The organism is Pseudarthrobacter phenanthrenivorans, from assembly GCF_000813845.1.
Lineage (GTDB): Bacteria > Actinomycetota > Actinomycetes > Actinomycetales > Micrococcaceae > Arthrobacter > Arthrobacter phenanthrenivorans_B.
Genome location: NZ_JWTB01000005.1, coordinates 75,843 through 98,404, shown reverse-complemented (window position 1 = coordinate 98,404; position 22,562 = coordinate 75,843). Strand labels below are relative to the sequence as shown.

Below are 22,562 nucleotides of genomic sequence, written 5' to 3'. Positions count from 1 at the left end.
CTGGAATTCTGTGGTGCTCTGGTGGGGGCCGGTGTCAGATGCGGCAGGCGTGGATGCTGCTGACCAGGATGGCGCGGGCGCCGAGGTCGTAGAGCTCATCCATGATCCGGTTGGTTTCCTTCTTGGGCACCATGGACCGGACCGCCACCCAGTCGGAATCGCGCAGCGGCGAGACGGTGGGCGATTCGAGGCCGGGGGTCAGGCCGGCCGCCTTCTCCACGAGCTCCTTGCGGATGTCGTAGTCCATCAGCACGTACTGCCGGGCCACGAGGACTCCCTGGAGGCGCCGGATGAGGACCTCGATTTCCTTGGCCGTGCCGTTGGCCGCGCCACCGTTGCCGGTGCGCCGGATCAGGACGGCCTCGGACTTCAGGATGGGTTCGCCGAAGATTTCCATGCCGGCGGCCTTGAGGGTGTTGCCGGTTTCGACGACGTCCGCAATGGCGTCGGCGACGCCGAGCCGGACCGAGGATTCCACGGCACCGTCGAGCCTGACCACCTTGGCGTTGATGCCCCGCTCGGCCAGGTAGTTGCGCAGCAGGCCGTCGTAGCTGGTGGCGAGGCGTTTGCCGTCAAGTTCGGCGGCGGAGCTGAAGTCGCCCACCGGTCCTGCAAAGCGGAAGGTGGAGGCGGCAAACCCCAGCGGAAGCAGCTCTTCTGCTTCCACCTCGGCGTCCAGCAGGAGGTCCCGGCCGGTGATGCCGACGTCGAGCGTTCCCTGGCCCACGTACACGGCGATGTCACGGGGACGGAGGAAGAAGAACTCGATGTCGTTGTCGGGGTCCACCATCACCAGCTCGCGGCTGTCGCGCCGCTGGCGGTATCCGGCTTCGGAGAGCATGGCGGAGGCGGCTTCGGACAGGGAGCCCTTGTTGGGGACGGCTACTCGCAGCATGGGGAATTCTTTCTGGGGTGGAAGGTCTTGGTCTCATCAGGCAGTGCAGGCCACGGCGGGCACGGCGGCAAATGCGCCGGCCGGTGGCTACAGATGCTTGTAGACGTCTTCCAGGGTCAGGCCTTTGGCGAGCATCAGAACCTGCAGGTGGTACAAAAGCTGGGAAATTTCCTCTGCCGCGGCTTCATCGGATTCATATTCGGCAGCCATCCATACTTCGGCTGCTTCCTCAACGACTTTTTTGCCGATGCCGTGAACACCGGACTCCAATTCTGCGACGGTGCGGGAGCCTTCCGGACGGGTGGCTGCCTTCTCGCTGAGCTCAGCGAACAGCGTCTCGAAATTCTTCACGCCCTCCAGCCTACTTGGTGCGGCCGCGGCGGCGCTTCCCGGGCCGTTGCATGACGGGCGCGATGTGAGCGAATACACACCGCGCCCGTGCAGCGCAGCGGTGCCTAGCTGCGGTACTGCTTGAGGACGACGGCGGTGGCCAGCGCTGCGGTGACGGCTTCGTGGCCCTTGTCTTCCTTGGATCCGGGCAGGCCGGCGCGGTCGAGGCCCTGCTGTTCGGTGTCGCAGGTGAGCACACCGAAGCCGACCGGCACGCCGGTGGAGACGCTGACGTCGGTCAGGCCCGACGTCGCAGCCTGGCAGACGTAGTCGAAGTGCGGGGTTCCGCCACGGATCACGACGCCGAGGGCCACCACGGCGTCGAAGTGCGGTGCCAGCCGCGCGGCGGCCACCGGCAGCTCAAAGCTGCCGGGAACCCGAAGGACGGTGGGCTCCGCGATGCCGGCGTCCTTGGCAGCCCGGAGGGCGCCGTCCAGGAGCCCGTCCATGATCTGGGTGTGCCAGCTGGCTGCAACGATCGCCAGCTTCAGCTGCGAGGTCTCCGCCGGGTTGAGGGTGCTGAGGTCGATGTCGGGCGCGCCGTGTCCGCTCATGTGATCTTGTGTTCCGTTCGTTCTGTGGAAGTTCAGTCTTGTTCGTGGTCGTAAAGGGCTTCAGCCGCGGTGACAGTCACGGGAGTGATGTGCGTGTCCAGCAGCAGCCGGTGTTCCATGCGGTCCTTCTTGGTCCGCAGGTAACGGATGTTCTGCTCGCGGGACGGGACCTCGGTGGGCACCATCTCCACGACCTTCACCCCTGCCTTGGCCAGCCTGTTCTGCTTGTCCGGATTGTTGCTGAGCAGCCGGACCTCGTGCAGCCCCATTTCCGCGAGGATCTGGGCGGCGGCCTTGTAGCAGCGGGCATCGACCGGCAGGCCCAGCTGTTCGTTGGCCTCTACCGTGTCAAAGCCCGCCTCCTGGAGCGCGTAGGCCTTGATCTTGTTGGCCAGGCCGATCCCGCGGCCTTCCTGGCCGCGCAGGTAGAGCAGGGTGCCGCCGTTGTCGCGGATCAGTTCCAGCGCGTAGGCGAGCTGTTCGCCGCAGTCGCACCGGTACGACCCAAAGACATCGCCGGTCAGGCACTCGGAGTGGAGGCGCACCAGGGGTGCTTTTCCGTCGGTGGGCGCGGCGGGGGAACTGACGGCCAGATGTTCGACGCCGGTGACCAGGTCCGTCCATGCCTGCGCCACGAAATCGCCGAAGGCGGTGGGCAACTGCACGACCGGTCCGCCGCTGACGGGATGGGGTGCCTCGCCGGATACACCTTTGTGTCCCACGGGGCCCTCCTGGTGGCTGTCGTCGCTGGCTGCGGCTGCCGTCATCGTTTCTCCTTTTCTTCGCCCGGTGTTACCCGGGCATCCTCACCCTGGGCTCCCCCGGCCCCGGCTTCAAGATACGCCACCAGGTCCTCAATGGAGATCAGGGGGCACCCATGTTCAGCTGCGAACGAACGGAGCCCGTCGAGGCGCATCATCTCGCCATCGTCGTACACCACTTCCGCGATGACGCCGACGGGTTCCAGTCCAGCGAGGCGGCACAGGTCCACGGCGGCTTCGGTGTGGCCCTGGCGTTCCCGCACACCACCATCAACGGCACGCAACGGGAAAATATGCCCCGGCCGGGTGATCGAGGCCGGTGAGGCGTGCGGATCGGCCAGGATGCGGGCCGTGAGGGCCCGGTCCGTGGCCGAGATGCCCGTGCTCACGCCGGTGGCGGCATCACAGGACACGGTGTAGGCGGTGCCTTTGGCGTCCTCGTTGACCGCGGTCATGGGAGGCAGTGCCAGGGCGTCGGCCCGGTCCCCCGTCAGGGGCACGCAAATGACGCCGGAGCTGTACCGGATGGTCCAGCCCATGAGTGCCGGCGTGGCGTGCTGGGCGGCGAAAATGATGTCACCTTCGTTTTCGCGGTCCTCGTTGTCGACCACGAGCACGGGCCGGCCGACGGCCAGGGCACGCACCGCGTCCCCGATCGGGTCCAGCCCCCTGGCGGGCGCGGTTCCGTGTCCCTCAGCAACCAGGGCAGCCGTGGCGGGATCTGCTGCGGCGGGTTCCAGGCGCACGGCTGCGTTCACAGCGCACCTCCCGCACGTGCTGCTTCGCCGGTGCCGGTGGCCGCGCCGTCGGTGCGGAAGGCCAGCAGCCGTTCGGTGTACTTGGCCAGGACGTCCACTTCCAGGTTCACCCTGCTTCCGGTGGTTTTAGTCCCCAGGCCGGTTTCGGCCAGGGTGGTGGGGATGAGCCCGACTTCAAACCAGGGCTCTGCCTCCGCGGCGGGGCTGACAGCCGTCACGGTGAGGGAGACCCCGTCGATGGCGATGGAGCCCTTCTCGGCGATGTACCGGGCCAGGTTCGCGGGGACACCGAAGCGCAGCCGCTCCCAGTTCCCCTGCGGCTCCCGTTCCAGCAGGACACCAACGCCGTCGACATGGCCCTGCACCACGTGGCCGTCGAGGCGGGCGCCGGCCGGCACGCAGCGCTCCAGGTTGACGGAGTCGCCTGCGGCGAGTTCGCCGATGGTGCTGCGGACCAGGGTCTCGCCCATGACGTCCACGCTGAAGTCCTGGCCGTCGATGGCGGTTGCCGTGAGGCACACGCCGTTCACGGCGATCGAACCGCCCAATGCCAGGCCCCCGGTGGAGGAGGGTGCGTGCAGCCGGACGGTGGCGCTGGTGTTCCCGTCACGCTCCACGGACAGCACCCGCCCCTGTTCGGCAATAATTCCGGTGAACATCAGTAGCCTCCCTGGGCTTGTTCCGCAGTGTCGCGGGTTGGTGGGTGGTCGAGTGCAACTCTCCGTTGCGGTCTGAGGTGAAGCCGTAGGTCCCTGCCCAGTGTCCGGACCGCGCCGCCATCGGACGCATCCCATTCCCACTGCTGGGCGTCCAGAAGGCTGGTGATCCCCAGTCCGTTCAGGGCAGGCGTTCCGGATCCCAGCAGGGTGGGGGCCAGGTACACGATGAGTTCGTCCACCAGGCCCGCCGACAGGAAAGCGCTGAGGATCCGTGAGCCGCCCTCCACCATCACGTGCCGGATGCCGGATTCGTACAGCAGGGTCAGGGCTTCGCGGGGATCGCGGGTGGGAAGGTGGACGGCCAGCCCGTCGTCGCCAAGGATTGCGGCGTCAGCGGGCACGTCGCGGAGCCCCATGACCGCCCGGACGGGCTGCTTGGGCGCCGGCTGGCCGGATGAATCGCGGGCGGTGAGGCGGGGGTTGTCCACCAGGACGGTCTGCGTTCCCACCAGGATGGCATCGATGCGGCCGCGGATTCCGTGGTTGTCCGCCAGCGACTCCGGGCTGGAAATCCACTGGCTGGTACCGTCTTCGGCGGCAATCCGGGCATCCAGGGTCTGGGCGATGTGGAGCGTAACGAAGGGGCGCTTGGCGGCCACTGCCTCAAACCACTGCCGGTTCAGGTCCAGGGACTCCTCGGCGGCAAGGCCGCTGCGGACGTGGACCCCGGCGGCACGCAGGGTGGCGGCGCCGCCCGCAGCGGGGTCATGGGGGTCGTCGACGGCGTACACCACATCGGTGATCCCGGCGCCGATGATGGCTTCCGTGCAGGGCCCGGTGCGGCCCACATGGTTGCAGGGCTCCAGCGTGACCACCATGGTGCAGCCGGAGAGGTCCAGTCCCGCGTCAGCGGCCTGGGTGATGGCGTCGGCTTCGGCGTGGGCGGTGCCGGCACCCCGGTGGTAGCCCGTGACCACATGCCGGCCCCCGGAGTCGATCACGACGGCGCCCACCAGCGGATTCGCTCCCCGCGGCCCTTTGAGGGCGGCCTGCAGGGCCAGGCCCATGGCCTGGGTTTCCCCGGAAGTGAAAGCGGTGACCACCCCGTCGGCGGGCTGGAGCTCCACACGCGCCGTCATACGGCGGACCTGGTGGTGGTGCCTGCCATGGACCTGGCAGGAGTAGTGGCATCAAAGAGCCATCGCTGGGGGTTCATCCCTGTCGTTCCTTCCCTCTCGAACCGCGATGGCTCCGGGGATTTACGACAGCAGAACGCTGCGGGACCGCAGGGTCCGCAGATACAGCTGTACGTGCTTCTCTCATCCAGACTTTAACTGTCGGTACCGGAATTCCACCGGTTCAACCGTCCGCCGACGGTTCCTTGGGGAACCACCGGCTCGCGGGTCGCGGACTGTCACCGCCGGTTCGGACTTACACCGACCCCGGAGCACGTATGTGTGTTGTTATTGTGCCACAACCGGCCGGCGCTTCCGGTTATTCCGTCGCCGGGCGTAATGCCCGGCCGCCTTTTTCACGCAACAGGTCGATGGCCGCGGCGGGATCGTCGGCACCATAGACAGCGGAGCCGGCAACGAAGACATTGGCGCCGGCTTCGGCGGCGCGGGCAATGGTGTCTTCACTGATGCCGCCATCAACCTGGATGGCGAGTCCCAGTCCGGAACCTTCGACGGCGGCCCGGGCACGCCGGATCTTGGGCAGGGTGACGTCCAGGAACGCCTGACCGCCAAAACCGGGTTCCACCGTCATGATCAGCAGCATGTCCAGCTCCGGCAGCATGTCCAGGTACGGTTCCACGGGTGTGGCGGGGCGGAGCGCCATTCCTGCTTTCGATCCCCTGCTGCGCAGTTCGCGGGCCAGCTTAATGGGCGCTATCGATGCCTCTGCGTGGAACGTCACCGAGGCCAGGCCGGCGTCAGCGAACCCCGGTGCCCACCGGTCGGCGTCGGAAATCATCAGGTGGGCGTCGAGCGGAACCGGGCTGACCGCCTGGATGCGCTGGACGACGGGCAGCCCGAGGGTCAGGTTGGGGACGAAGTGGTTGTCCATGACGTCCACGTGCACGGCGTCGGCGTTGCTGATCCGTTGCAGTTCGGCTTCAAGGTTGACGAAGTCAGCGGAGAGGATGCTCGGGTTGATGCAGCATTGCGTCACGGGGTGTGCCTTTCGCTGAAGGTGCATGGGTCAGGCCTTCTTCCGGATGAGGGCCAGGAACATGGCATCAGTGTGATGGATATGCGGCCAGAGCTGGGCTGTCAGTTCGTGGCCGGCACCGAGGTTTCCGGTCAGGCTCACGGCATCGAGGGCTGCGCCGGCGTCGAGGAGTTCCAGGTCGGTGCGTTTCCGGAGGACATCCGCCACCACCGCCGTGGTTTCGGCCGGATGCGGTGAACAGGTGACATAGGCTACGACTCCCCCGGGCCGGACAGCCGCCAGGGCGGAGGACAGCAGTTCACGCTGCAGCAGGCCCAGGTCGGTGATGTCCTTGGGAGAGCGCCGCCACCGGGACTCAGGCCGGCGCCGAAGAGCTCCAAGGCCAGTGCAAGGGACGTCCACCAGGACCCGGCTGAACCGTTCCGGCTGCTCGGCGCCCACTTCGCGGCCGTCACCCGTACGCACCTGCCAGCTGTCGTGCGGGACGGCGGACAGTGCCTGGCTGACGAGTTTGGCCCGGTGGGGGGCCGGTTCGTTCGCCAGGAGCGTCGCGCCGCGCTGGTGCGCCAGGGCACCAAGGAGCGCAGCCTTACCGCCGGGGCCGGCACAGAGATCCAGCCACGCTTCACCGCCGGAGCCGGCGGCAGGGAGATCTGTACCTGAGAGCTCTGCAGCGGGGAGCTCCACGGCAGCAAGGGCCCTTGCCACGAGCTGGGAACCGACGTCCTGCACGCGGGTGGTGCCGGCCCGCACGGACGCCAGCCGGCCGAGGTCTCCACCGCTGGACAACGCGGAACCTTCCACCAGTTCGCCCGGCGTGGCCCCGTTGTCCAAGGCCTCCTCCAGGCTGCCCAGGCCGGGCAGGGCCACAAGGTTGACCACGGGCGCGGCGTTATCCGCTTCGAGCAGGTCGTTGATCTCGGCCGCTGACCGGCCGTGTGCGACCAGCGACTGCCGCATGGCCCGGACGATCCATTCTGGATGCGCGTACCTCAGCGACGCGATTTTGGTTTCGTCGGTCTCGCCGGCCACCAGCAGGTCCAGCCACTCGTCAAGGGAGTGGGCGGTGACTTTGCGGAGGACGGCGTTGATCAGGGCCGACGGGCCCGCCCCGATGACGGCCCGGGCCAGCCCCACCGTCTGGTCCAGCGCAGCGTGGGCTGGGACGCGCATGGCGAGCAGCTGGTGGGCGCCGATGCGCAGGGCATCGAGGATCGCGGGGTCGAGCTGGGCCAGCGGCCGGTCCACGCAGCGCGCCAGGATGGCGTCATAAGTGCCCTGGCCGCGCAGGGCGCCGTAGCTTAGTTCCGTGGCGAAGCCGGCATCCCGTTTGTCCAGGCGGTGATGGCGGATCCTCGCCGGCAGCACCAGGTTGGCGTAGGCGTCTTCCTCCGCCACGGCGCGCAGCACTTCGAAGGCCACGAGGCGGGCGGGATCGGCACGCCTGGTCCGCTGCGACGGCGCCTGCTCCGTAAAGCTCCGTTGCGGGCCCCGGTTGCGTTCGCGTCCCTTGGCATTGCGGTTACTGGAATCCCGTGGTCCGCCCCTGCCGCGGCCGCTGCCGGCAGCTCCCCCGCCGCCCGGACCGCTCTTTCCTGCGCTGCCGCGTCCCCCGGCACTTCCACGCCCGCCTGCGTTGCCGTCGGACCCGCTCATTCGAACACCACGCTCTCCAGTGAAGCCATGCCGCGCGCCCAGTCGGCGGCGGCCATCATCTTTTTACCGGCGGGCTGGATCCGGGTGAGTTCCACCGCATGCGATCCAGTCCCAACCAGCACAACTTTCCCCTGCAGGGCCACCGCTCCCGGCGCGAGGCCCGACACCTCCGGCCGGAGCCGGACAGGTTCGAGCTTGACCCGCTGCCCGTCCAGCACGGTCCAGGCACCCGGCTCGGGAGTGACGCCGCGTGCCTGCCTGCTGATGGCCAGGGCAGGATGGGACCAATTGAGGTGGCCGTCCTCCAGCGTCAGTTTCGGTGCGAGCGAGACGTCACCCGCCTGAGGCTGCGGGGCCGCTTTTCCGGCGTCGATGGCCGACAGTGTTTGCGCCAGCAGCACGGCGCCGCTGTGGGACAGCCGCTCGAGGAGATCACCGGCCGTGTCCTGGGGCCGCACCGATTCGGTCAAGGTGCCAAACACCGGTCCGGTGTCCAGGCCTTCCTCCAGCTGGAAGGTGACAGCACCGGTGATCTCATCGCCGGCCATGACGGCCCGCTGCACAGGCGCGGCTCCGCGCCAGGCAGGCAGCAGGGAGAAGTGGAGGTTGACCCAGCCGTGCCGTGGGATGGCCAGGGCGGGCGGGGGAACCAGTCCGCCGTACGCCACGATGGCCGCCACGTCCGGCTGTACCGCGGAAATTTTGTCAATGGCTTCAGCGTCAACCCGTGCGGCGTGGATGACGTCAATGCCCAGTTCCGCAGCCCGCTGCGCAACGGGCGACGGCGTCAGCACCCGTTTGCGCCCAATCGGCGCGTCGGGACGCGTCAGGACGGCAACGACGTCGAACCCGGCCTTGATGAGTGCGTCCAGTGACGGCACTGCAACGGCGGGCGTGCCCGCAAAGAGGACCCTCACCCGGCCGCACCAAAGCTGGAGCCGGGGGCGCTGGTCCCGCCGAAGCTTGCCCCGCCGAAACTCGACCCGACGCTCTTGGCGCGCTTGGCCGTAGTGCGTCCGGCGACGGCGTCGTAGTTGGCGTTGCGGATGGAGCGCAGGGCGGCCTTCCGGTCTTCACCCTCGAGCCGGTCGGTGTAGAGGATGCCGTCCAGGTGGTCGTTTTCATGCTGGAAGCACCGCGCCAGCATGCCCTCCCCTTCAAGGGAGACAGGGTTGCCGTGCATGTCCACGCCGGTGACCCGGGTGGAGCGGAAGCGGCGGACCGGGAAACCGAGGCCGGGAATGGAGAGGCAGCCTTCCACGTGGTCCTGCTGGTAGTCATCGCTGTTTTCGAGCACAGGATTGATGATGTGCCCCTCGACCCCGTCAATGCGGTAAGTGAAGACACGCTTGCTGACGCCGACCTGCGGAGCGGCGAGCCCCGCGCCGTCCACGTCTTCCATGGTCTCGGTCATGTCGGCGACCAGTTTGGCAAGCTCGGGTCCGAAATCCGTCACGGGATCGGCAACTGTGCGCAGCACAGGATCACCGATGATGCGGATATTCAGAATAGCCATGCGCTCTAAGTCCTCACGGTTGGCGGTAAAGGGAACCTGTCCAGTTTAGGTGCACTCTCCTGCGGCGGGCCCCGCTACGCCGTGCGGGCCTGGGCCAGCGGCGGCGGGGCGATGGGCAGCAGGGCCGTGCCGGCACTGATGGTGTCGGCCGAGAGTTCCCAGACCCGGCGCAGGGCGCAGAACTTCCACCAATGGTGCTTGAGGACTTCGGGGTTGGCGCGGACGGGGCGGACTTCCGTCTCGCCGATGGCAACGGCCAGCAGCACGGGGTTGTCCCCGTACTTCCAGGGCTCCCAGGTGCCGGCCTCCGGGTCCACGAGGCTTTCTTCCGCCTTCATGCCGGCCACCAACTGCATCACCACTTTGTCGTCCAATGGCTTGACCAGCCCGTCCCGGGTGGTGCCCTTGGTCTTGTAGTCGATGAGGCAAACGCGCCCGTTGATCCGGGCGACAAGGTCCAGCGTCCCGGCATACCCCACGGAATTGTTCCAGACCGTGATTTCGGGCGCGATGGGCTCCACCCGGAAGAGCTCCCACCATTCGTCGAAACGGACGGCGAAGGCTTCCTCCCCGTTGGCGGCCAGCGCCTCGCGGGCCTCTTTCATCGCGTGCGGGCGTCCCAGCGCCCGGAGTGCCACCTGCTCGCAGTAGTAGTGGACACGGTCCCCGCGCCTGGCGGCGTCATCCCGGTAGGTTTCGGCAGCCTTGGCCGCACGGTTGATGGCCTGCTTGATCTTCGCCGGGCTGCCCAGGCAATCCGCCAGCAGTGGGTCGTTGGCCAGGCTGCTGGCACCCATGTAGCCGAACCAGCCGTCCAGGCCGTGCGGCTGCTGGCTGATCACCGTGGTGATGGACGGAACCGAGAACTGTTCGGACGTTGACCGTGCATACATGCGGCCGTATTCAGTGGCGTGGGCGAGAAGCGGATCAGTCATGGAAAAGACTCTTTCACAGGGGGCCGACAAAAGCTCCGGGGGCGGGAGCCGCACACAAAAAAGGCCCGTTCCCGCTGCTGATGAGCGGAAACGGACCTCTGCGGTGGGCGATACTGGGTTCGAACCAGTGACCTCTTCGGTGTGAACGAAGCGCGCTACCACTGCGCCAATCGCCCCGATGCATTTGAATGCTAGCCCACCATCGGCGCTTTTCAAAAATCGTGGTTCGGGTCCGGCCTGCAGCCCTTGGCAGAGGGGTGCACCCTTCCCGCCGAAGGCTCCAAAGCGGGCCCTAGGCACTAAGCGCGCCCGGGCCGCCGTCGTAAATTACATGACTGTAAGTCCCAAAATCCGCGCCAACACAAGGAAGCAGACGGAGTGCCGGCCTGCGGGACAGCGTCGATTTGGAGAATCCCGCAACCTCCTATATTGTTTTTACTCGTTGGAACGCGAGGAAATGCCGGAAACGGCAGGGAATCAGACCTCCAAAATGCGGACGTAGCTCAGCTGGTAGAGCACCACCTTGCCAAGGTGGATGTCGCGAGTTCGAATCTCGTCGTCCGCTCGCAGGACACTGTCACAGCTAATATTCCCCGGAATTGACGCTAACACGGTGGGTTGGCCGAGAGGCGAGGCAGCGGCCTGCAAAGCCGTATACACGGGTTCGAATCCCGTACCCACCTCGGTGAAAACCATGGTTTCCGGATTTTCGGATTCAATGGGCGATTGGCGCAGCGGTAGCGCGCTTCCCTGACACGGAAGAGGTCACTGGTTCGATCCCAGTATCGCCCACTGGCAAGGCAACTTGCCCGCAGTACCACCGGTTTACCGGTTCATCCTGCACACGCGGACGTAGCTCAGCTGGTAGAGCACCACCTTGCCAAGGTGGATGTCGCGAGTTCGAATCTCGTCGTCCGCTCTCTTACATCCCACAGCCGGTCTTCCGGTTCGGGGCGATTGGCGCAGCGGTAGCGCGCTTCCCTGACACGGAAGAGGTCACTGGTTCGATCCCAGTATCGCCCACCATCCACAGCAGCTCCCCGGAGCTGCTTTTTTCGTCTACCCTTATCCGCTGCGGGCGAATTCCCTTGGCACACCTCCAGGCCACCGCTAGGATCGAAGGCGCGAGGAGCGACCTGGCTCCGCGATCGAAGGGAGGTGCTCGTGGGTTTGATTGACGATCTAAAGGGCAAGGCTCAGGGTCTCATCCGCGGCAACGAGCAGGCCATCAAGGACGGCATCACCAAGGCCGGCGATTTCGTCGACACCAGGACCGGCGGCAAGTACGCAGGCCACGTCGACAAGATCCAGGATGGCGCTTCCAAGCTCATTGACAAGAACGGAACCCCGGGACAGGCACCCGCCGCCGGACAGGTTCCGCCTGCAGCTCCTGAAAATCCGGTTCCGCCGGTAGACAGGGCTCCGTAAAGGATTTGGCCAGGGCCTTGCCCGGCACGTCAACGGGGCGCGGGTCCCGCCGTGAGGCGGCACCTGCGCCTTTGGCGTTTAACCAGCGTCTTTGCAGCCGCGATTGCGGGTTCCCCAAGCCCCGCCGGTAACCTGCCGGTATGCCCAAGTCAGCAACGCCCGACCAGACAACACAGGCCGGACGGACCCGGATCGATTCCAGGCCCGTCGTGGCCGGAATCGTCACCGCACTGGTTGGGTTCACATCTTCCTTTGCCGTCGTCCTGGCCGGGCTCAAAGCAGTAGGAGCCAACCCCGCCCAGGCCGCGTCCGGGCTGCTGGCCTTGACGCTCGCCGTCGGGCTCGGCGTCCTGGTGCTCTCGTGGCGCTCCAGGGTACCGGTGACACTGGCGTGGTCCACCCCGGGTGCGGCGCTGCTGGCTGCCTCGGTGGTGCCCGACGGCGGCTGGCCGGCCGCCGTCGGCGCCTTCATTGCCGCCGGGCTGCTGCTGGCCCTGACCGGGATGGTGCCGGCGCTCGGCCGGCTGATGGCCCGCATTCCGTCGTCCCTGGCCCAGGCGATGCTGGCCGGGGTCCTGCTGCAGCTGTGCCTTGCGCCGTTCAAGGCCCTCGGCACGGTGCCCGTTTTCGTGGCACCGGTGATTATCTGCTGGCTGGCGATGATGAAGTTTGCTCCCCGGTGGTCGGTGCCCGCCGCCCTGCTCGTGGCGCTGGGGGTCATTGGCGTCGCGCTGGCTTCGGCCGGCACAGCCGTTGAGCCGGCCGCGATGGTCCCCGCTCTGTCCTGGACCACTCCCGCGTTCAGCCCGCAGGCACTGGCAGGCATTGCCATCCCGTTGTTCGTGGTGACCATGGCGTCGCAGAACGTCCCGGGAGTGGCCGTCCTCCGGTCGTTTGGCTACAGCACGCCATGGCGCCCGGCGATGCTCGTGACCGGAGCGGGAACTGTGGCGGGTGCCCCTTTCGGCGGACATGCGATCAACCTCGCGGCCCTGAGTGCGGCCTTGGCGGCAGGCGAGGAGGCAGGCAGCGACCGGGACAGGCGCTGGCTGGCCGGGTTCGTGTCGGGCCTGGCCTACCTGGTGCTGGCGGCGTTTTCCGCAGCGCTGGTGGCCGTGGTGAACCAGGCGCCGCCCGGGATGCTGGAGGCCGTGGCAGGCCTGGCCCTGCTGGGAACGCTCGCCTCGGCCGTTTCCGCTGCCCTGGCCGATCCCGAAGACCGGATCGCCCCGGCGGTCACGTTCCTGATGGCCGCCTCAGGTCTGGCCTTCGCCGGAATCGGCTCCGCCTTCTGGGCACTCCTGGCCGGGCTTGTGGTGCGGTGGGCACTGCAGCCCCGGCCCGGCGTCCGGCCCGGGAAGCCGTCCGCCTAGGAGGGTTCGTGGTTCTGGCCCTCGCGGGCCAGGGCGGTGAGGCGGGACACGGCACGGAAGTACTTCTTCATGTACCCGCCGGTCATCATTTCCTCGGTGAACAGCTGGTCGAAGGGGACGCCGCTGGCAAGGATGGGTACGTCCTTGTCGTAGAGCCTGTCCGCCAGGACCACGAAACGCAGGGCCACGGCCTGTTCCCTGATGGTTTCCACGTTGCGCCACACCACGCCGTCGATGCCGTCGATCAGCTGCCGGTAGCGGCTGGGGTGCACGCCGGCGAGGTGGTGGATGAGGGTGGAGAACTCGTCCTGCGCCACCGTCTTGCCGTCGAACTCGGCCTTCATGTGGACGTTGAGTTCACTGTTCCGCAGCGGGGCCGGGGCCGCCGGGAGGCCGCGGTGCCGGTAGTCCTCGCCGTCGATGCGGATGACGTCGAACTGGTCCGCCAGCACCTGGATCTCGCGCTGGAAGTCGACGGCGGCGAACCGCCCCTCCCCCAGCGACCCCGGCAGGGTGTTGGAGGTGGCGGCCAGCTTGACGCCGGCGTCGGACAGTTCGCGCATGAGCCGCGACATCAGGACCGTGTCGCCCGGGTCGTCCAGTTCGAATTCGTCAATGCACACCAGCTTGTAGCTGCTCAGGGCCTCCACCGTCTTACGGAAGGACAGTGCGCCCACCAGGTTGGTGTATTCCACGAAAGTGCCGAAGGCCTTGGGGCCCGGCGATGCGTGCCACAGGGACGCCAGCAGGTGCGTCTTGCCCACGCCGAAGCCGCCGTCCAGGTAAATGCCGGCCCGGGACTCGTCCTTCTTGCCGAACAGCTTCTTGAAGAGGCCGCCCCCGTTGCCGGAGTTCACGCCGTCGGCAAATCCCTCCAGTGCCCGCACCGCCGCGGCCTGGCTGGGCTGCCGGGGGTCCGGTCGGTAGCTCGAAAAGGAGACCTCCCCGAACCGGGGCGACGGGTAGAAGCCCTTGAGGAGTTCGTCCACCGAAACTGCCGGGGTGCGGGCGGCAAGCTGTTCGATCTGTACCAAGGTGGTCCGTTCTGCTGGTGGTTGGTCCCCAGAAAGGATACCGGCAATGCCGGCCGCGCCCGGGCTTGCCGGCTGCCACGCACCGCGCGGCGTGAGCAAGGCAACATTTCTCCCTGTTAACGGAATACGGACAACGCCACAGGCGCTGGCTAGGGTGGGAACAGGTTCCAATGCCGGTTCCACGGTTTCCCGTGCTCTTACTGAAAGGCCAAACCATGCCCTACCCGGTTGAACAGAATGAGAAGTTCGCAGCCTATGCCCACCCGGAGCGGCTCGTGTCCACCGAATGGCTCGCGGCGGCCATTGAAAGCGGGGCCGCGGCAGACGGCAGGCTCGTCGTGGTCGAATCCGACGAGGACGTCCTCCTGTACGAAACGGGCCACATCCCCGGCGCCGTCAAGATCGACTGGCACACAGACCTTAACGACGAAGTGTCGCGCGACTACATCGATGGTGCGGCCTTCGCGAAGCTCGCCGCCGCCAAGGGCATTTCCCGCGACAGCACCGTGGTGATCTACGGCGACAAGTCCAACTGGTGGGCCGCGTACGCCCTGTGGGTCTTCACGCTCTTCGGCCACGAGGATGTCCGGCTGCTCGACGGCGGCCGGGACAAGTGGGTTGCCGAAGGCCGGGACCTGACCAAGGACATGCCGTCCCCCGCTCCAGGTACCTACCCGGTGGTGGAGCGCGAGGACGCCCCGGTCCGCGCCTTCAAGGAGGACGTCCTGGCGCACCTGGGCAACGGCCCGCTCATCGATGTCCGTTCCCCGGAGGAATACACCGGACAGCGCACCCACATGCCGGCCTATCCGGAAGAAGGTGCCCTGCGCGGCGGCCATATCCCCACCGCCGCGTCCATTCCCTGGGCCCGTGCCGCCGCCGCTGACGGGACGTTCAAGAGCCGCGCTGAGCTTGAGGCGATCTACCTGGGCGAGGCCGGCCTGTCCGAGGGCGACGACGTGGTGGCCTACTGCCGCATCGGCGAGCGTTCCAGCCACACCTGGTTTGCCCTCAAGTACCTCCTTGGCTTCGAATCAGTGCGCAACTATGACGGATCCTGGACCGAGTGGGGCAACGCCGTGCGCGTGCCCATCGTGAAGGGCGCTGAGCGCGGCTCCGTTCCCGTCGCCGTCGGAGCCTGAGGCACACCCGCCCGCGTAGACTGGGAATGATGACTACTCAAGCTCTGCCCTCCGCCCTGGCGGCCATTGTGGACGATTTCCAGGCCGTGTCCGAACCCGAAAGGCTCCAGTTGCTGCTGGAGTTCTCCGAAGGGCTGCCGGAACTTCCCGAACGGCTCAAGGACCACCCCGAGCTCCTGGAGCAGGTGGTTGAGTGCCAGTCGCCGCTGTTCCTCACCATCGAGACAGGGAACGACGACGGCGCGGTGCACCTGTTCTTCAAGGCACCTGCCGAGGCACCCACCACGCGCGGTTTCGCCGGCGTACTCCACGAGGGCCTGGACGGCCTGTCCGCCGAGGAAATCCTGGCCGTACCGGACGACATGCCGGAACTGCTGGGGCTCACCCGTGCCATCACCCCGCTGCGCATGCGCGGCATGACCGCCATGCTGGGCAGGATCAAGCGCAAGGTGGCTGCGGCCTCCCGCACCCAGGCCTGACCGGGCTTCATGGGGCGAAAAAACAGCACGCAGGGAACCCCGGCCACAGCGGCACTGACCGCGGCCGGGGTTTCCTTTGTGCTTCACCCCTATACACACGATCCCGCGGCTGCCAGCTACGGCGCGGAAGCTGCCGAAGTCCTGGGGATCGATCCCTCCCGCGTCTTCAAGACCCTGATGGTGGAAGTGGAGGGCAGGCTGGCAGTCGGCATTGTCCCGGTCAGTGGAAGCCTCGACCTGAAGGCGATGGCCGCCGCACTCGGCGCCAAGAATGCCGCCATGGCTGACCCCGGAGCGGCCCAGCGGCGGACCGGCTATGTCCTGGGCGGCATCTCCCCTCTCGGCCAGCGGCAGCCCTCCCCCACAGTGCTGGACTCCAGTGCGCTGGCCTTCGGCACCATACTGGTTTCGGGAGGCCGGCGCGGCCTGGACATCGAACTCGCGCCGGCGGACCTGGCCAGGCTGACGGACGCTGTCACCGCTCCCATCAGCTCCCTGGCAGCCGGCTCGTCCCGGCCCGGGCAGCGACCCGTCCGGGAGCCCCCTGCTACGTGATCATGTAGCGCTGCATCATGTCGTTGTCCTCGTGCTCCAGGATGTGGCAGTGCCACACGTACTCGCCCTTGAAGGATGAGCCGATCGCCAGCGGGGCTCCGCCTGCCGCCCCCGCGCCGAAGGGAACCCGGATCCGGGTGACCTCCCCCGGCAGCGCCACCACAGTGTCCTTCCACCCCTGCTCGGTATCCGGCGCCTCCTTGGGACGGCCGATAAGGAAGTCAGCAATCTCCGCGTGATTTTCCCGCCCCGGCGTGACAAGGCCGGTGGCCGGATCAACGTAGCCGGTGGCCTCCAGGTAGGAGTCGGCGTCGAACTTTTGCCGGTTGAGCACCTGGAACTGGGTGAAATGCAGGTGGATCGGGTGGGCGTCCTCAGTAGTGTTGATGAGCTCCCACTGTTCCAGCGTGTCACTCTTCACCACCGTGATGTCCGGGCTGTCGAACATCCTGTTGTTCAGCAGGGCCATCACCGGAACGTCGTCGGCGTTGGCTACCTCCACCAACGCCATCTGCCGGGTTGCGGCCGGTCCTGTCTCCCGAAGGCTGGTGATGTCGTCTTCCCTGAGCCGGGCAGGCAGGGGCACGGTGTAGCCGGTCCGGGACTGCACGCTGAACTGCATGATCTGCGGGAGCGGCAGGCCGCCGCGCGCAATGGATTCCGGCCCGTTGGGATACGGTACGCGGGCGCTGTTGCGCAGGACCACCCGCGTTCCGGCCCGGAGCCCGGCAAAGTCCACCACCAGGTCCGCGCGTTCGCCGGGGCCGATGACCAGCCGGTTCAGCCGGACGGGGGCGTTGAGGAGTCCGCCGTCGGACCCGATCTGGTGGAAGGCCAGCGCGGAGCCGCCGGCATCAAACTTAAGATCGTAGAACCTGGCGTTCGAGCCGTTGAAGACGCGGAAGCGGTACTTGCCGCGGACGACGTCGAGGTTAGGCCAGCACTTGCCGTTGACCGTGGCGACGTCGCCGAAGAATTCGGGTGCCCAGGGCCGCGGTCCCCCGTCGGGTCCCTTGAGGTCCGGGTTCGGCGGGTAGGCAAACGAACCGTCCGGGTTGAACATGCGGTCCTGGATGATCAGGGGAACCTCGTAGGGCGGCGGTGGCAGGTGGGTGCCGTCGCCGGTGTCCATACCGGATCCGCCGCGGCCGGGAGTGTCCCGGAGCAGGTATCCGCCGGCCAGTCCGGCGTAGACGCTCAGGCGGGTCAGCCCGAGGGCATGGTCGTGATACCAGAGTCCGGAAGCGTCCTGGTTGTTCCCGTAGTGGTAGGTGTAGGAATTGCCGGGACCGAACGCCTGGTCCGGGCCGCCGTCGGACTGCGGGCTGGTGTTGCCGCCGTGAAGGTGGACGGACGCGCGCGGACGCCGCGCGTCATCGGTTCCGGCCGGAACCAGTTCCTTGTCAATCGCGAAGGCCAGCGGGTGCCGTTCGGCACCGTTGTGGACGGTCAGCTCAAAGGGCGTCCCCTTCCGGGCGATGATCACAGGACCGAGGTAGGTCCGGGACGACCCCGCTTCCTGGTAAGCCAGGGTGTCCGTCAGTCCCATCTGCGCATGGAACCTGTGGCAGGCGTTGCGGACCCAGAGGGCGGTACTGCCTCCCTTCTGCATGTCCAGCACACCCAGCTCATCCAGGGTGGGAAGCTGCTCGGTGAACAGGTCCTGCTGCCGGGAGGCAGGTCCGCGTGCCGCCGCGGCCGGCGAACCGGGTGAAGCCAGCAGTCCCGCGCCGGCCACCGCACCGGCTTGTAGCAACTGTCGTCGTGTTATTCGCATGTGGGGCCCCATTTCATTGCAGGTGTCCCCCCTTGAGCAGCAAGGATAAACCCACGCGGTGGCCCGGTATAGGGTCCTGGATCCCCCTGTTGACGCAGGCTGGGACCAGCCTGGATCCCTGCCGGTCCTATCCTTCCCGGCCGGTGAAGTGGTCCATGGTGCGGTTGACGCCCAGCACGTCCATCAGCCGGTCGAAAACGCTGACGGGCAGGATCCGCAGGACCGGGAGAAGGTTCACGATGGGCGGCAGGACCACCTTGTGCCGGCCGGCTTCGACCGCGTCCAGGACGGCGCCCGCCACCTGCTCTTCCTGCAGGATGGGCAGGAGGCGGGGCCATCGGGTGCGTACGCCGTCGAACATCCCGGTGTCGATGTAGTAGGGGCAGACCACCAGGGTGTTGACGCCGCTGTGTCCGGCGCGGAGCTCCGCCCGGAGCGACTCATTGAACCCGAAGGCGGCGAACTTGCTGGCGGAATAGTCGGTCTGCCGGGCCACGCCCACCAGCCCCGCAGCGCTCGCAATTGTTACGACCGTCCCCCGGCCGCGGTCCACCATCCCGCCAAGGAAGGCGCGGGTAACCCAATACAGGGCCATGACGTTGACGTTCATGGTCCTTTCGATGTCCTGGTCCGTGGCGTCGAGGAGTTTACGGCCGCTCACCACCCCCGCATTGTTGACCAGGACGTCCACCGTTCCGGCGCCAGCGGCGGCCTCCTGGACAGCCCTGCGGTCGGTCACGTCGACCGCCTGTGCCTCGGCCCGTCCGCCGGCCGCCCTGATCTCATCGCGCACTGCGATGCCGGCGCGGGCATCAAGGTCCCAGACCAGCACCCGGCCGCCGCGCCGGGCAGCTTCGAGGGCCATCCGGCGGCCCAGCCCGCTGCCACCTCCGGTGATAAGGACGGTTGCGCCGGACAGCCGGGTTCCTCTGGCCATGGGGGTTCTCCTGGTTGTCGGCGGGCGCATGGTGCCTACCGGTTGCGGGGGAAGCGGCCCATCAGGGTGATGGCCGCTTTCATGAGGCGTGCGTAGGCCCGGTTGGACATGCCCGGGGCGGGTGCCACCCGGAGCAGCCGCTGCACGGCGATGGTCTGCGGCTCGGTGTACTTCAGGATGCCTTCCCGGCCGTGCCGCCGGCCGGCGCCGGAGTCCTTCATGCCGCCGATCGGCGCGTCGTGGGATGCCCAGGTGGCGGCATATCCTTCGTTGATGTTCACGGTGCCGGTCAGGAGCCTGCGGCCCACCGATTCGCCGTGCCGGGCAGACCAGACGCTGGCATTCAGGCCGAAGTCGGAGTCGTTGGCCATGGCAATGGCGGCGTCGTCGTCCGGCGCCCGGTACACGGCGACCACCGGTCCGAACGTTTCCTCCCTGGCAAGGAGCATGTCGTCGGTGACACCGGCCAGGACCGTCGGTTCGTAGAAGAGCGGCCCGAGGTCCGGCCTCCGGCGCCCGCCCGTGAGGACGTGGGCGCCTTTGGCAAGCGCGTCCTGGACGTGGCGGTCAACCCGCTCAACCTGCGCCGCGCTGGTGAGCGATCCCATGCCGATGGTCCAGTCCGGTCCCGGACCCATGCGGATATGCTTCACCGCATCGACGAAGGCCGCCAGGAACCTGTCGTACACGTCGGCGTGCACGTAGATCCGCTCAATGCTGACGCAGAGCTGGCCGGAGTTGGAAAAGCATGCCTGCACTGCCCCGGCGGCGGCTTTGCCGATGTCCGCGTCGGCCAGCACGAGCATGGGGTTCTTGCCGCCCAGCTCGGCCGAGAAGCCGATCAGCCGTTCACCGCACTGGCGTGCCACGGCCTTGCCGGTCCTGGACGATCCGGTGAACATCAGGAAGTCGACCAGGCCGATCAGCACCGGCCCAATGACCGGCCCCGGCCCCGTGACGATCTGGAACAGGTCGGCGGGAAGGCCTGCCTGCCGGAGCAGGTCGAGCATCAGCAGGGCCGTGAAGGGTGTTTGTGCGTCTGGTTTCAGGACGACGCCGTTTCCGGCCAGCAGGGCGGGGATGGCGTCGGAGACCGCCAGGGTCAGGGGGTAGTTCCACGGGCTGATGACGCCCACCACGCCCTTGGGGACGCGGTACTCGGTGGTGCGGGTCAGGAGCGGTGCGGCGCCCTTCCGGCGCCGCGGGCCCAGGTACCCTTCCGCCGTCCGCGCGTAATAGTCCGCCGTAAGGATCACGTCTGCGAGTTCCTCGAACGCACTCAGCCGTGATTTGCCGCTCTCGGCCTGCACCAGGTCAAGGATGTCCTGCTCCCGGTCCAGCAGGAGCGCGCGGAAACGCCTGATCACGGCGGACCGGTGTGCGACGGACGCACCTGCCCAGGGCCGCTGCGCCAGGCGGGCAGTGTCGACGGCGGCCTGCACGTCGTTCCCGCTGCAGACCGGGACCTCCCCCAGCACTGAGCCGTCAAAGGGGGCATGCGAGGCCTGCATGTGGCCGCCCGGTGCTGCCGTCACCAGGCCGGAGAGGCCCGCGGCCAGCTTCCGGCCGCGGGCCATTACCGTTCCGGGAGCGGTCCGTGCCACGTCATTCCCCCGCGGAGGACTGCCGGGTGGCCAGCCCTGGCCCCGCAGTCGAACCGGGATTGAGGCGCGGAGCGAGTTGCTGCCGCAGCCAGGCCTTCACCACCCGTTCCCAGCGCTCCGGATCGACATTCCACTCCTTGGTGTGCCGGGCGTGGTTGAACTTTTCGAAGGTCACCATTTCCGGGTTCCGTTCCGCGAGCAGGGCGGAGGGTCCGTACGGCACGTACTCGTCGTCGACGCTGTGGATGATCAGTGTGGGCGTCCGCAGTTCGACAGCGCGCGACACCCAGTCCATGACCTTCAGGTCCACCGGCGCCGACAGGCCGGTGAGCCTGCGCCCCAGGGGGTGGCCCAGCATCAGCTGCCCGTACCGGCCCACCAGCGAGGGGATCCGGTTGAGCTGTGCATGGTGGGCCAGCACGGTGACCCAGTCGATCACGGGTGCGTCCAGCACCATGGCCCGGACCAGGTGCCGGTGCCGGGACAGGTCGGCCGTCTGCAGGCAGATCGCTCCACCCATCGACCAGCCAAACAGCACAATCTCCTCGGCACCGTTGGCCAGCGCGTATTCGATGGCGGCTTCGATGTCCTGCCACTCCGTTGAGCCCAGTCCGTACCGTCCGTCGTCGGCCGACGGCGCCAGTCCATCGTTGCGGTAGGACACAAGCAGGCTGGTCAGGCCAAGTTCCAGGGCCGGGCCTACCGCCCGGAGCGCTTCCTGCCGCGTGGCCCCGCGGCCATGCACCATGATGGCCCAGGTGCGGGCGGTCCCTTTTGCGCGCACCAGCCACGCGGGCGCTTCGCCGCGCTCCACCGGAATCAGCACGTCCTCCGCGGGAATTCCGACGGCGGCCGGGTCGGGATAGGTGGCCCCGCTCCACCAGCCCCAGCGGGCCGTGGAGAGATCGCCGCTGTAGACGGCCTCCACCTCCCGCAGGACGGTCCGCTCCGCGGGGGAATAGGAAACGATGCGGCCGATGCGCGCGTGGCCCTTGCCGCCGTCGAAAAAGAACCCGTAGACCCCGTCCACAGTGGTGTCGTCATTGGCAGCCAGGATCACCTGCTGCTGATGTCCGTCCCGGATCACGGCGAGCACTTCCTTGTCGGCAGCACGCTGCCGTGCCGGCGTGATCACGCGGCGGGCGAAATAGACGGCGAGCGCCGAGGAGCCGGCTCCCAGCAGGCTTGCCACCGATCCTCCCGCGATGGCCCCGGCAAGAGCCCACTTCGCCCCCGGCGACACTCCCCCGGAATCAGTCGGGTGTGCAGTCATTGCAGGGCGCGCTCGCCGGAAAGGTGCCATGGGTCTATTCTTACCGGCGCCGCCGCAGATACCGGCATTTTCGGACCGGCCCGGCATGCCGCTGCAGTCGTTCCCGCGGCTGTTGCGAACCCACGGTGCAGGCGTGCCGGGGCGGCGCTAGGCTAAGGCCATGAGTGATCCCATCGTCATCCTGACCGAAGAACCCCTGGGCGCGGACGACCGCGTGAACATTGAACGGCTGGTGGATGGATCGGACAGCCGCCTGCTGGTCCTGGTGCCGGCCAACACCGAGCGGCACCTGCTGGTGGACTTCCTGGAGAACCTTTCCATGCTGGACGTGGCGAAGGCGTTCCGGGACCTGGCCGACCGCAACCCGGACGCCGCCGCCGAACGCGCGCACGCTGATGAAACCCTTGCGGCGTCGCTCGCTGCCCTTGCCGGGCTGGGCGCCGGAGTCACTGGCCAGGTAGTGGAGGGCAAAGCCGTGGATGGCTTGGTTGCCGCGGTCCGGGAAACCGGCGCCGCACAGGCGGTAGTGATCACCAGGCCGCATGCTGTGGCTGACACTTTCCATACCGACTGGGCCAACAAGGCCCAGGACCAGCTCGGCGTCCCGGTGCTCCACCTGTACGCGGGCTCGGGATTTATCGGCGACTCCTGAGCGTTGGGAAGG

At 67.6% G+C, this 22,562-nt stretch carries 23 protein-coding genes, 6 tRNA genes and 1 riboswitch; of the genes, 11 read left to right on the top strand and 18 right to left on the bottom strand.

Annotated features, from left to right (window positions below; translation table 11 throughout):
* Positions 1–34: 34 nt before the first annotated feature.
* From hisG to RM50_RS02310, 13 genes are all read right to left on the bottom strand, one after another.
* Positions 35–895, bottom strand: a complete 861-nt coding sequence (gene hisG, locus RM50_RS02370; RefSeq protein ID WP_043449539.1) for an ATP phosphoribosyltransferase — start codon at positions 893–895, stop codon at positions 35–37.
* Between the two features lie 87 nt (positions 896–982).
* Entirely contained in the window at positions 983–1,246 is a 264-nt protein-coding gene (locus tag RM50_RS02365) for a phosphoribosyl-ATP diphosphatase (RefSeq protein ID WP_009358176.1), read from the bottom strand.
* 104 nt (positions 1,247–1,350) lie between these two features.
* The gene (ribH, locus tag RM50_RS02360; RefSeq protein WP_043449537.1) at positions 1,351–1,839 is read right to left on the bottom strand and encodes a 6,7-dimethyl-8-ribityllumazine synthase; all 489 of its coding nucleotides are present in this window, start codon (positions 1,837–1,839) and stop codon (positions 1,351–1,353) included.
* 32 nt (positions 1,840–1,871) lie between these two features.
* Positions 1,872–2,606 carry a GTP cyclohydrolase II gene (gene ribA, locus RM50_RS02355; RefSeq protein WP_043449534.1) on the bottom strand — a complete coding sequence of 245 codons (735 nt, stop codon included), beginning with the start codon at positions 2,604–2,606 and terminating at the stop codon, positions 1,872–1,874.
* Positions 2,603–3,358: a 3,4-dihydroxy-2-butanone-4-phosphate synthase gene (gene ribB, locus RM50_RS02350; RefSeq protein WP_082006941.1), complete on the bottom strand. Its 756-nt coding sequence runs from the start codon at positions 3,356–3,358 to the stop codon at positions 2,603–2,605. Before ribB ends, ribA begins: the two co-directional genes overlap by 4 nt.
* Positions 3,355–4,017, bottom strand: coding sequence for a riboflavin synthase (locus RM50_RS02345; RefSeq protein WP_043449532.1), 663 nt, complete (start codon positions 4,015–4,017; stop codon positions 3,355–3,357). Before RM50_RS02345 ends, ribB begins: the two co-directional genes overlap by 4 nt.
* Complete coding sequence (gene ribD / locus RM50_RS02340; RefSeq protein WP_052259909.1) at positions 4,017–5,156, bottom strand: bifunctional diaminohydroxyphosphoribosylaminopyrimidine deaminase/5-amino-6-(5-phosphoribosylamino)uracil reductase RibD; 1,140 nt, start codon at positions 5,154–5,156, stop codon at positions 4,017–4,019. Before ribD ends, RM50_RS02345 begins: the two co-directional genes overlap by 1 nt.
* A 167-nt stretch (positions 5,157–5,323) precedes the next feature.
* A riboswitch (FMN riboswitch) is annotated at positions 5,324–5,472 on the bottom strand.
* A gap of 39 nt (positions 5,473–5,511) precedes the next feature.
* Positions 5,512–6,189: a ribulose-phosphate 3-epimerase gene (gene rpe / locus RM50_RS02335; protein ID WP_043449530.1), complete on the bottom strand. Its 678-nt coding sequence runs from the start codon at positions 6,187–6,189 to the stop codon at positions 5,512–5,514.
* A 30-nt stretch (positions 6,190–6,219) separates the two neighbouring features.
* On the bottom strand, positions 6,220–7,845 hold the full coding sequence (locus RM50_RS02330; RefSeq protein ID WP_043449528.1) for an RsmB/NOP family class I SAM-dependent RNA methyltransferase: 1,626 nt from the start codon (positions 7,843–7,845) through the stop codon (positions 6,220–6,222).
* Positions 7,842–8,762, bottom strand: coding sequence for a methionyl-tRNA formyltransferase (fmt, locus tag RM50_RS02325; RefSeq protein WP_043449526.1), 921 nt, complete (start codon positions 8,760–8,762; stop codon positions 7,842–7,844). The genes RM50_RS02330 and fmt overlap by 4 nt, the downstream gene beginning before the upstream one ends.
* Positions 8,759–9,361, bottom strand: coding sequence for a peptide deformylase (def, locus tag RM50_RS02320; protein WP_043449524.1), 603 nt, complete (start codon positions 9,359–9,361; stop codon positions 8,759–8,761). The genes fmt and def overlap by 4 nt, the downstream gene beginning before the upstream one ends.
* Positions 9,362–9,435: 74 nt before the next feature.
* Positions 9,436–10,296 (bottom strand): cytochrome P450, encoded by an 861-nt coding sequence (locus RM50_RS02315; protein WP_043449522.1) that lies wholly within the window; start codon positions 10,294–10,296, stop codon positions 9,436–9,438.
* 104 nt (positions 10,297–10,400) lie between these two features.
* Positions 10,401–10,472: transfer RNA gene (locus tag RM50_RS02310), tRNA-Val, on the bottom strand.
* 316 nt (positions 10,473–10,788) lie between these two features.
* On the opposite strand from RM50_RS02310, the gene RM50_RS02305 reads away from it, so the two are divergent.
* From RM50_RS02305 to RM50_RS02275, 7 genes are all read left to right on the top strand, one after another.
* Positions 10,789–10,861: transfer RNA gene (locus tag RM50_RS02305), tRNA-Gly, on the top strand.
* A 47-nt stretch (positions 10,862–10,908) separates the two neighbouring features.
* Positions 10,909–10,979, top strand: a tRNA-Cys gene (locus tag RM50_RS02300).
* A 37-nt stretch (positions 10,980–11,016) separates the two neighbouring features.
* Positions 11,017–11,088: transfer RNA gene (locus tag RM50_RS02295), tRNA-Val, on the top strand.
* Between the two features lie 54 nt (positions 11,089–11,142).
* Positions 11,143–11,215: transfer RNA gene (locus tag RM50_RS02290), tRNA-Gly, on the top strand.
* Positions 11,216–11,247: 32 nt separating this feature from the next.
* Positions 11,248–11,322 (top strand) — tRNA-Val (locus RM50_RS02285).
* Between the two features lie 138 nt (positions 11,323–11,460).
* A complete protein-coding gene (locus RM50_RS02280; RefSeq protein WP_043449520.1) occupies positions 11,461–11,724 on the top strand; it encodes an antitoxin in 264 nt (87 codons plus the stop codon).
* Between the two features lie 140 nt (positions 11,725–11,864).
* A complete protein-coding gene (locus RM50_RS02275) occupies positions 11,865–13,097 on the top strand; it encodes a benzoate/H(+) symporter BenE family transporter (protein ID WP_043449519.1) in 1,233 nt (410 codons plus the stop codon).
* Here the strand turns inward: RM50_RS02275 and zapE are convergent.
* On the bottom strand, positions 13,094–14,131 hold the full coding sequence (zapE, locus tag RM50_RS02270; RefSeq protein WP_043449516.1) for a cell division protein ZapE: 1,038 nt from the start codon (positions 14,129–14,131) through the stop codon (positions 13,094–13,096). The genes RM50_RS02275 and zapE overlap by 4 nt on opposite strands.
* A gap of 215 nt (positions 14,132–14,346) precedes the next feature.
* Here zapE and RM50_RS02265 point away from each other — a divergent pair, with 215 nt between their 5' ends.
* The 3 genes from RM50_RS02265 to ybaK are packed head-to-tail and all read left to right on the top strand — an operon-like array spanning position 14,347 to position 16,307.
* Positions 14,347–15,273 carry a sulfurtransferase gene (locus tag RM50_RS02265; protein ID WP_043449514.1) on the top strand — a complete coding sequence of 309 codons (927 nt, stop codon included), beginning with the start codon at positions 14,347–14,349 and terminating at the stop codon, positions 15,271–15,273.
* Between the two features lie 29 nt (positions 15,274–15,302).
* Positions 15,303–15,752, top strand: coding sequence for a SufE family protein (locus RM50_RS02260; RefSeq protein ID WP_043449701.1), 450 nt, complete (start codon positions 15,303–15,305; stop codon positions 15,750–15,752).
* 9 nt (positions 15,753–15,761) lie between these two features.
* Positions 15,762–16,307: a Cys-tRNA(Pro) deacylase gene (gene ybaK / locus RM50_RS02255; protein WP_052259908.1), complete on the top strand. Its 546-nt coding sequence runs from the start codon at positions 15,762–15,764 to the stop codon at positions 16,305–16,307.
* On the opposite strand, the gene RM50_RS02250 is transcribed toward ybaK, so the two are convergent.
* From RM50_RS02250 to RM50_RS02235, 4 genes are all read right to left on the bottom strand, one after another.
* Positions 16,300–18,045, bottom strand: coding sequence for a multicopper oxidase family protein (locus RM50_RS02250; protein WP_240471828.1), 1,746 nt, complete (start codon positions 18,043–18,045; stop codon positions 16,300–16,302). The two genes, ybaK and RM50_RS02250, sit on opposite strands and share 8 nt — an antisense overlap.
* 166 nt (positions 18,046–18,211) lie before the next feature.
* Entirely contained in the window at positions 18,212–19,021 is an 810-nt protein-coding gene (locus tag RM50_RS02245; RefSeq protein ID WP_043449511.1) for an SDR family oxidoreductase, read from the bottom strand.
* A gap of 35 nt (positions 19,022–19,056) precedes the next feature.
* On the bottom strand, positions 19,057–20,625 hold the full coding sequence (locus RM50_RS02240) for a succinic semialdehyde dehydrogenase (RefSeq protein ID WP_240471827.1): 1,569 nt from the start codon (positions 20,623–20,625) through the stop codon (positions 19,057–19,059).
* A gap of 1 nt (position 20,626) precedes the next feature.
* The gene (locus RM50_RS02235) at positions 20,627–21,898 is read right to left on the bottom strand and encodes an alpha/beta hydrolase family protein (protein ID WP_043449507.1); all 1,272 of its coding nucleotides are present in this window, start codon (positions 21,896–21,898) and stop codon (positions 20,627–20,629) included.
* Positions 21,899–22,058: 160 nt separating this feature from the next.
* On the opposite strand from RM50_RS02235, the gene RM50_RS02230 reads away from it, so the two are divergent.
* Positions 22,059–22,550, top strand: coding sequence for a hypothetical protein (locus RM50_RS02230; protein ID WP_043449505.1), 492 nt, complete (start codon positions 22,059–22,061; stop codon positions 22,548–22,550).
* Positions 22,551–22,562: the final 12 nt, after the last annotated feature.

Coding starts and splice junctions, on each gene's coding strand:
- RM50_RS02230 (WP_043449505.1), top strand. CDS start 22,059: ATGAGTGATCCCATCGTCATCCTGACCGAAGAACCCCTGGGCGCGGAC.
- RM50_RS02265 (WP_043449514.1), top strand. CDS start 14,347: ATGCCCTACCCGGTTGAACAGAATGAGAAGTTCGCAGCCTATGCCCAC.
- ribD (WP_052259909.1), bottom strand. CDS start 5,156: ATGACGGCGCGTGTGGAGCTCCAGCCCGCCGACGGGGTGGTCACCGCT.
- RM50_RS02345 (WP_043449532.1), bottom strand. CDS start 4,017: ATGTTCACCGGAATTATTGCCGAACAGGGGCGGGTGCTGTCCGTGGAG.
- def (WP_043449524.1), bottom strand. CDS start 9,361: ATGGCTATTCTGAATATCCGCATCATCGGTGATCCTGTGCTGCGCACA.
- ribA (WP_043449534.1), bottom strand. CDS start 2,606: ATGACGGCAGCCGCAGCCAGCGACGACAGCCACCAGGAGGGCCCCGTG.
- ybaK (WP_052259908.1), top strand. CDS start 15,762: ATGGGGCGAAAAAACAGCACGCAGGGAACCCCGGCCACAGCGGCACTG.
- RM50_RS02260 (WP_043449701.1), top strand. CDS start 15,303: ATGACTACTCAAGCTCTGCCCTCCGCCCTGGCGGCCATTGTGGACGAT.
- hisG (WP_043449539.1), bottom strand. CDS start 895: ATGCTGCGAGTAGCCGTCCCCAACAAGGGCTCCCTGTCCGAAGCCGCC.
- ribH (WP_043449537.1), bottom strand. CDS start 1,839: ATGAGCGGACACGGCGCGCCCGACATCGACCTCAGCACCCTCAACCCG.
- RM50_RS02245 (WP_043449511.1), bottom strand. CDS start 19,021: ATGGCCAGAGGAACCCGGCTGTCCGGCGCAACCGTCCTTATCACCGGA.
- RM50_RS02275 (WP_043449519.1), top strand. CDS start 11,865: ATGCCCAAGTCAGCAACGCCCGACCAGACAACACAGGCCGGACGGACC.
- RM50_RS02315 (WP_043449522.1), bottom strand. CDS start 10,296: ATGACTGATCCGCTTCTCGCCCACGCCACTGAATACGGCCGCATGTAT.
- RM50_RS02235 (WP_043449507.1), bottom strand. CDS start 21,898: ATGACTGCACACCCGACTGATTCCGGGGGAGTGTCGCCGGGGGCGAAG.
- RM50_RS02330 (WP_043449528.1), bottom strand. CDS start 7,845: ATGAGCGGGTCCGACGGCAACGCAGGCGGGCGTGGAAGTGCCGGGGGA.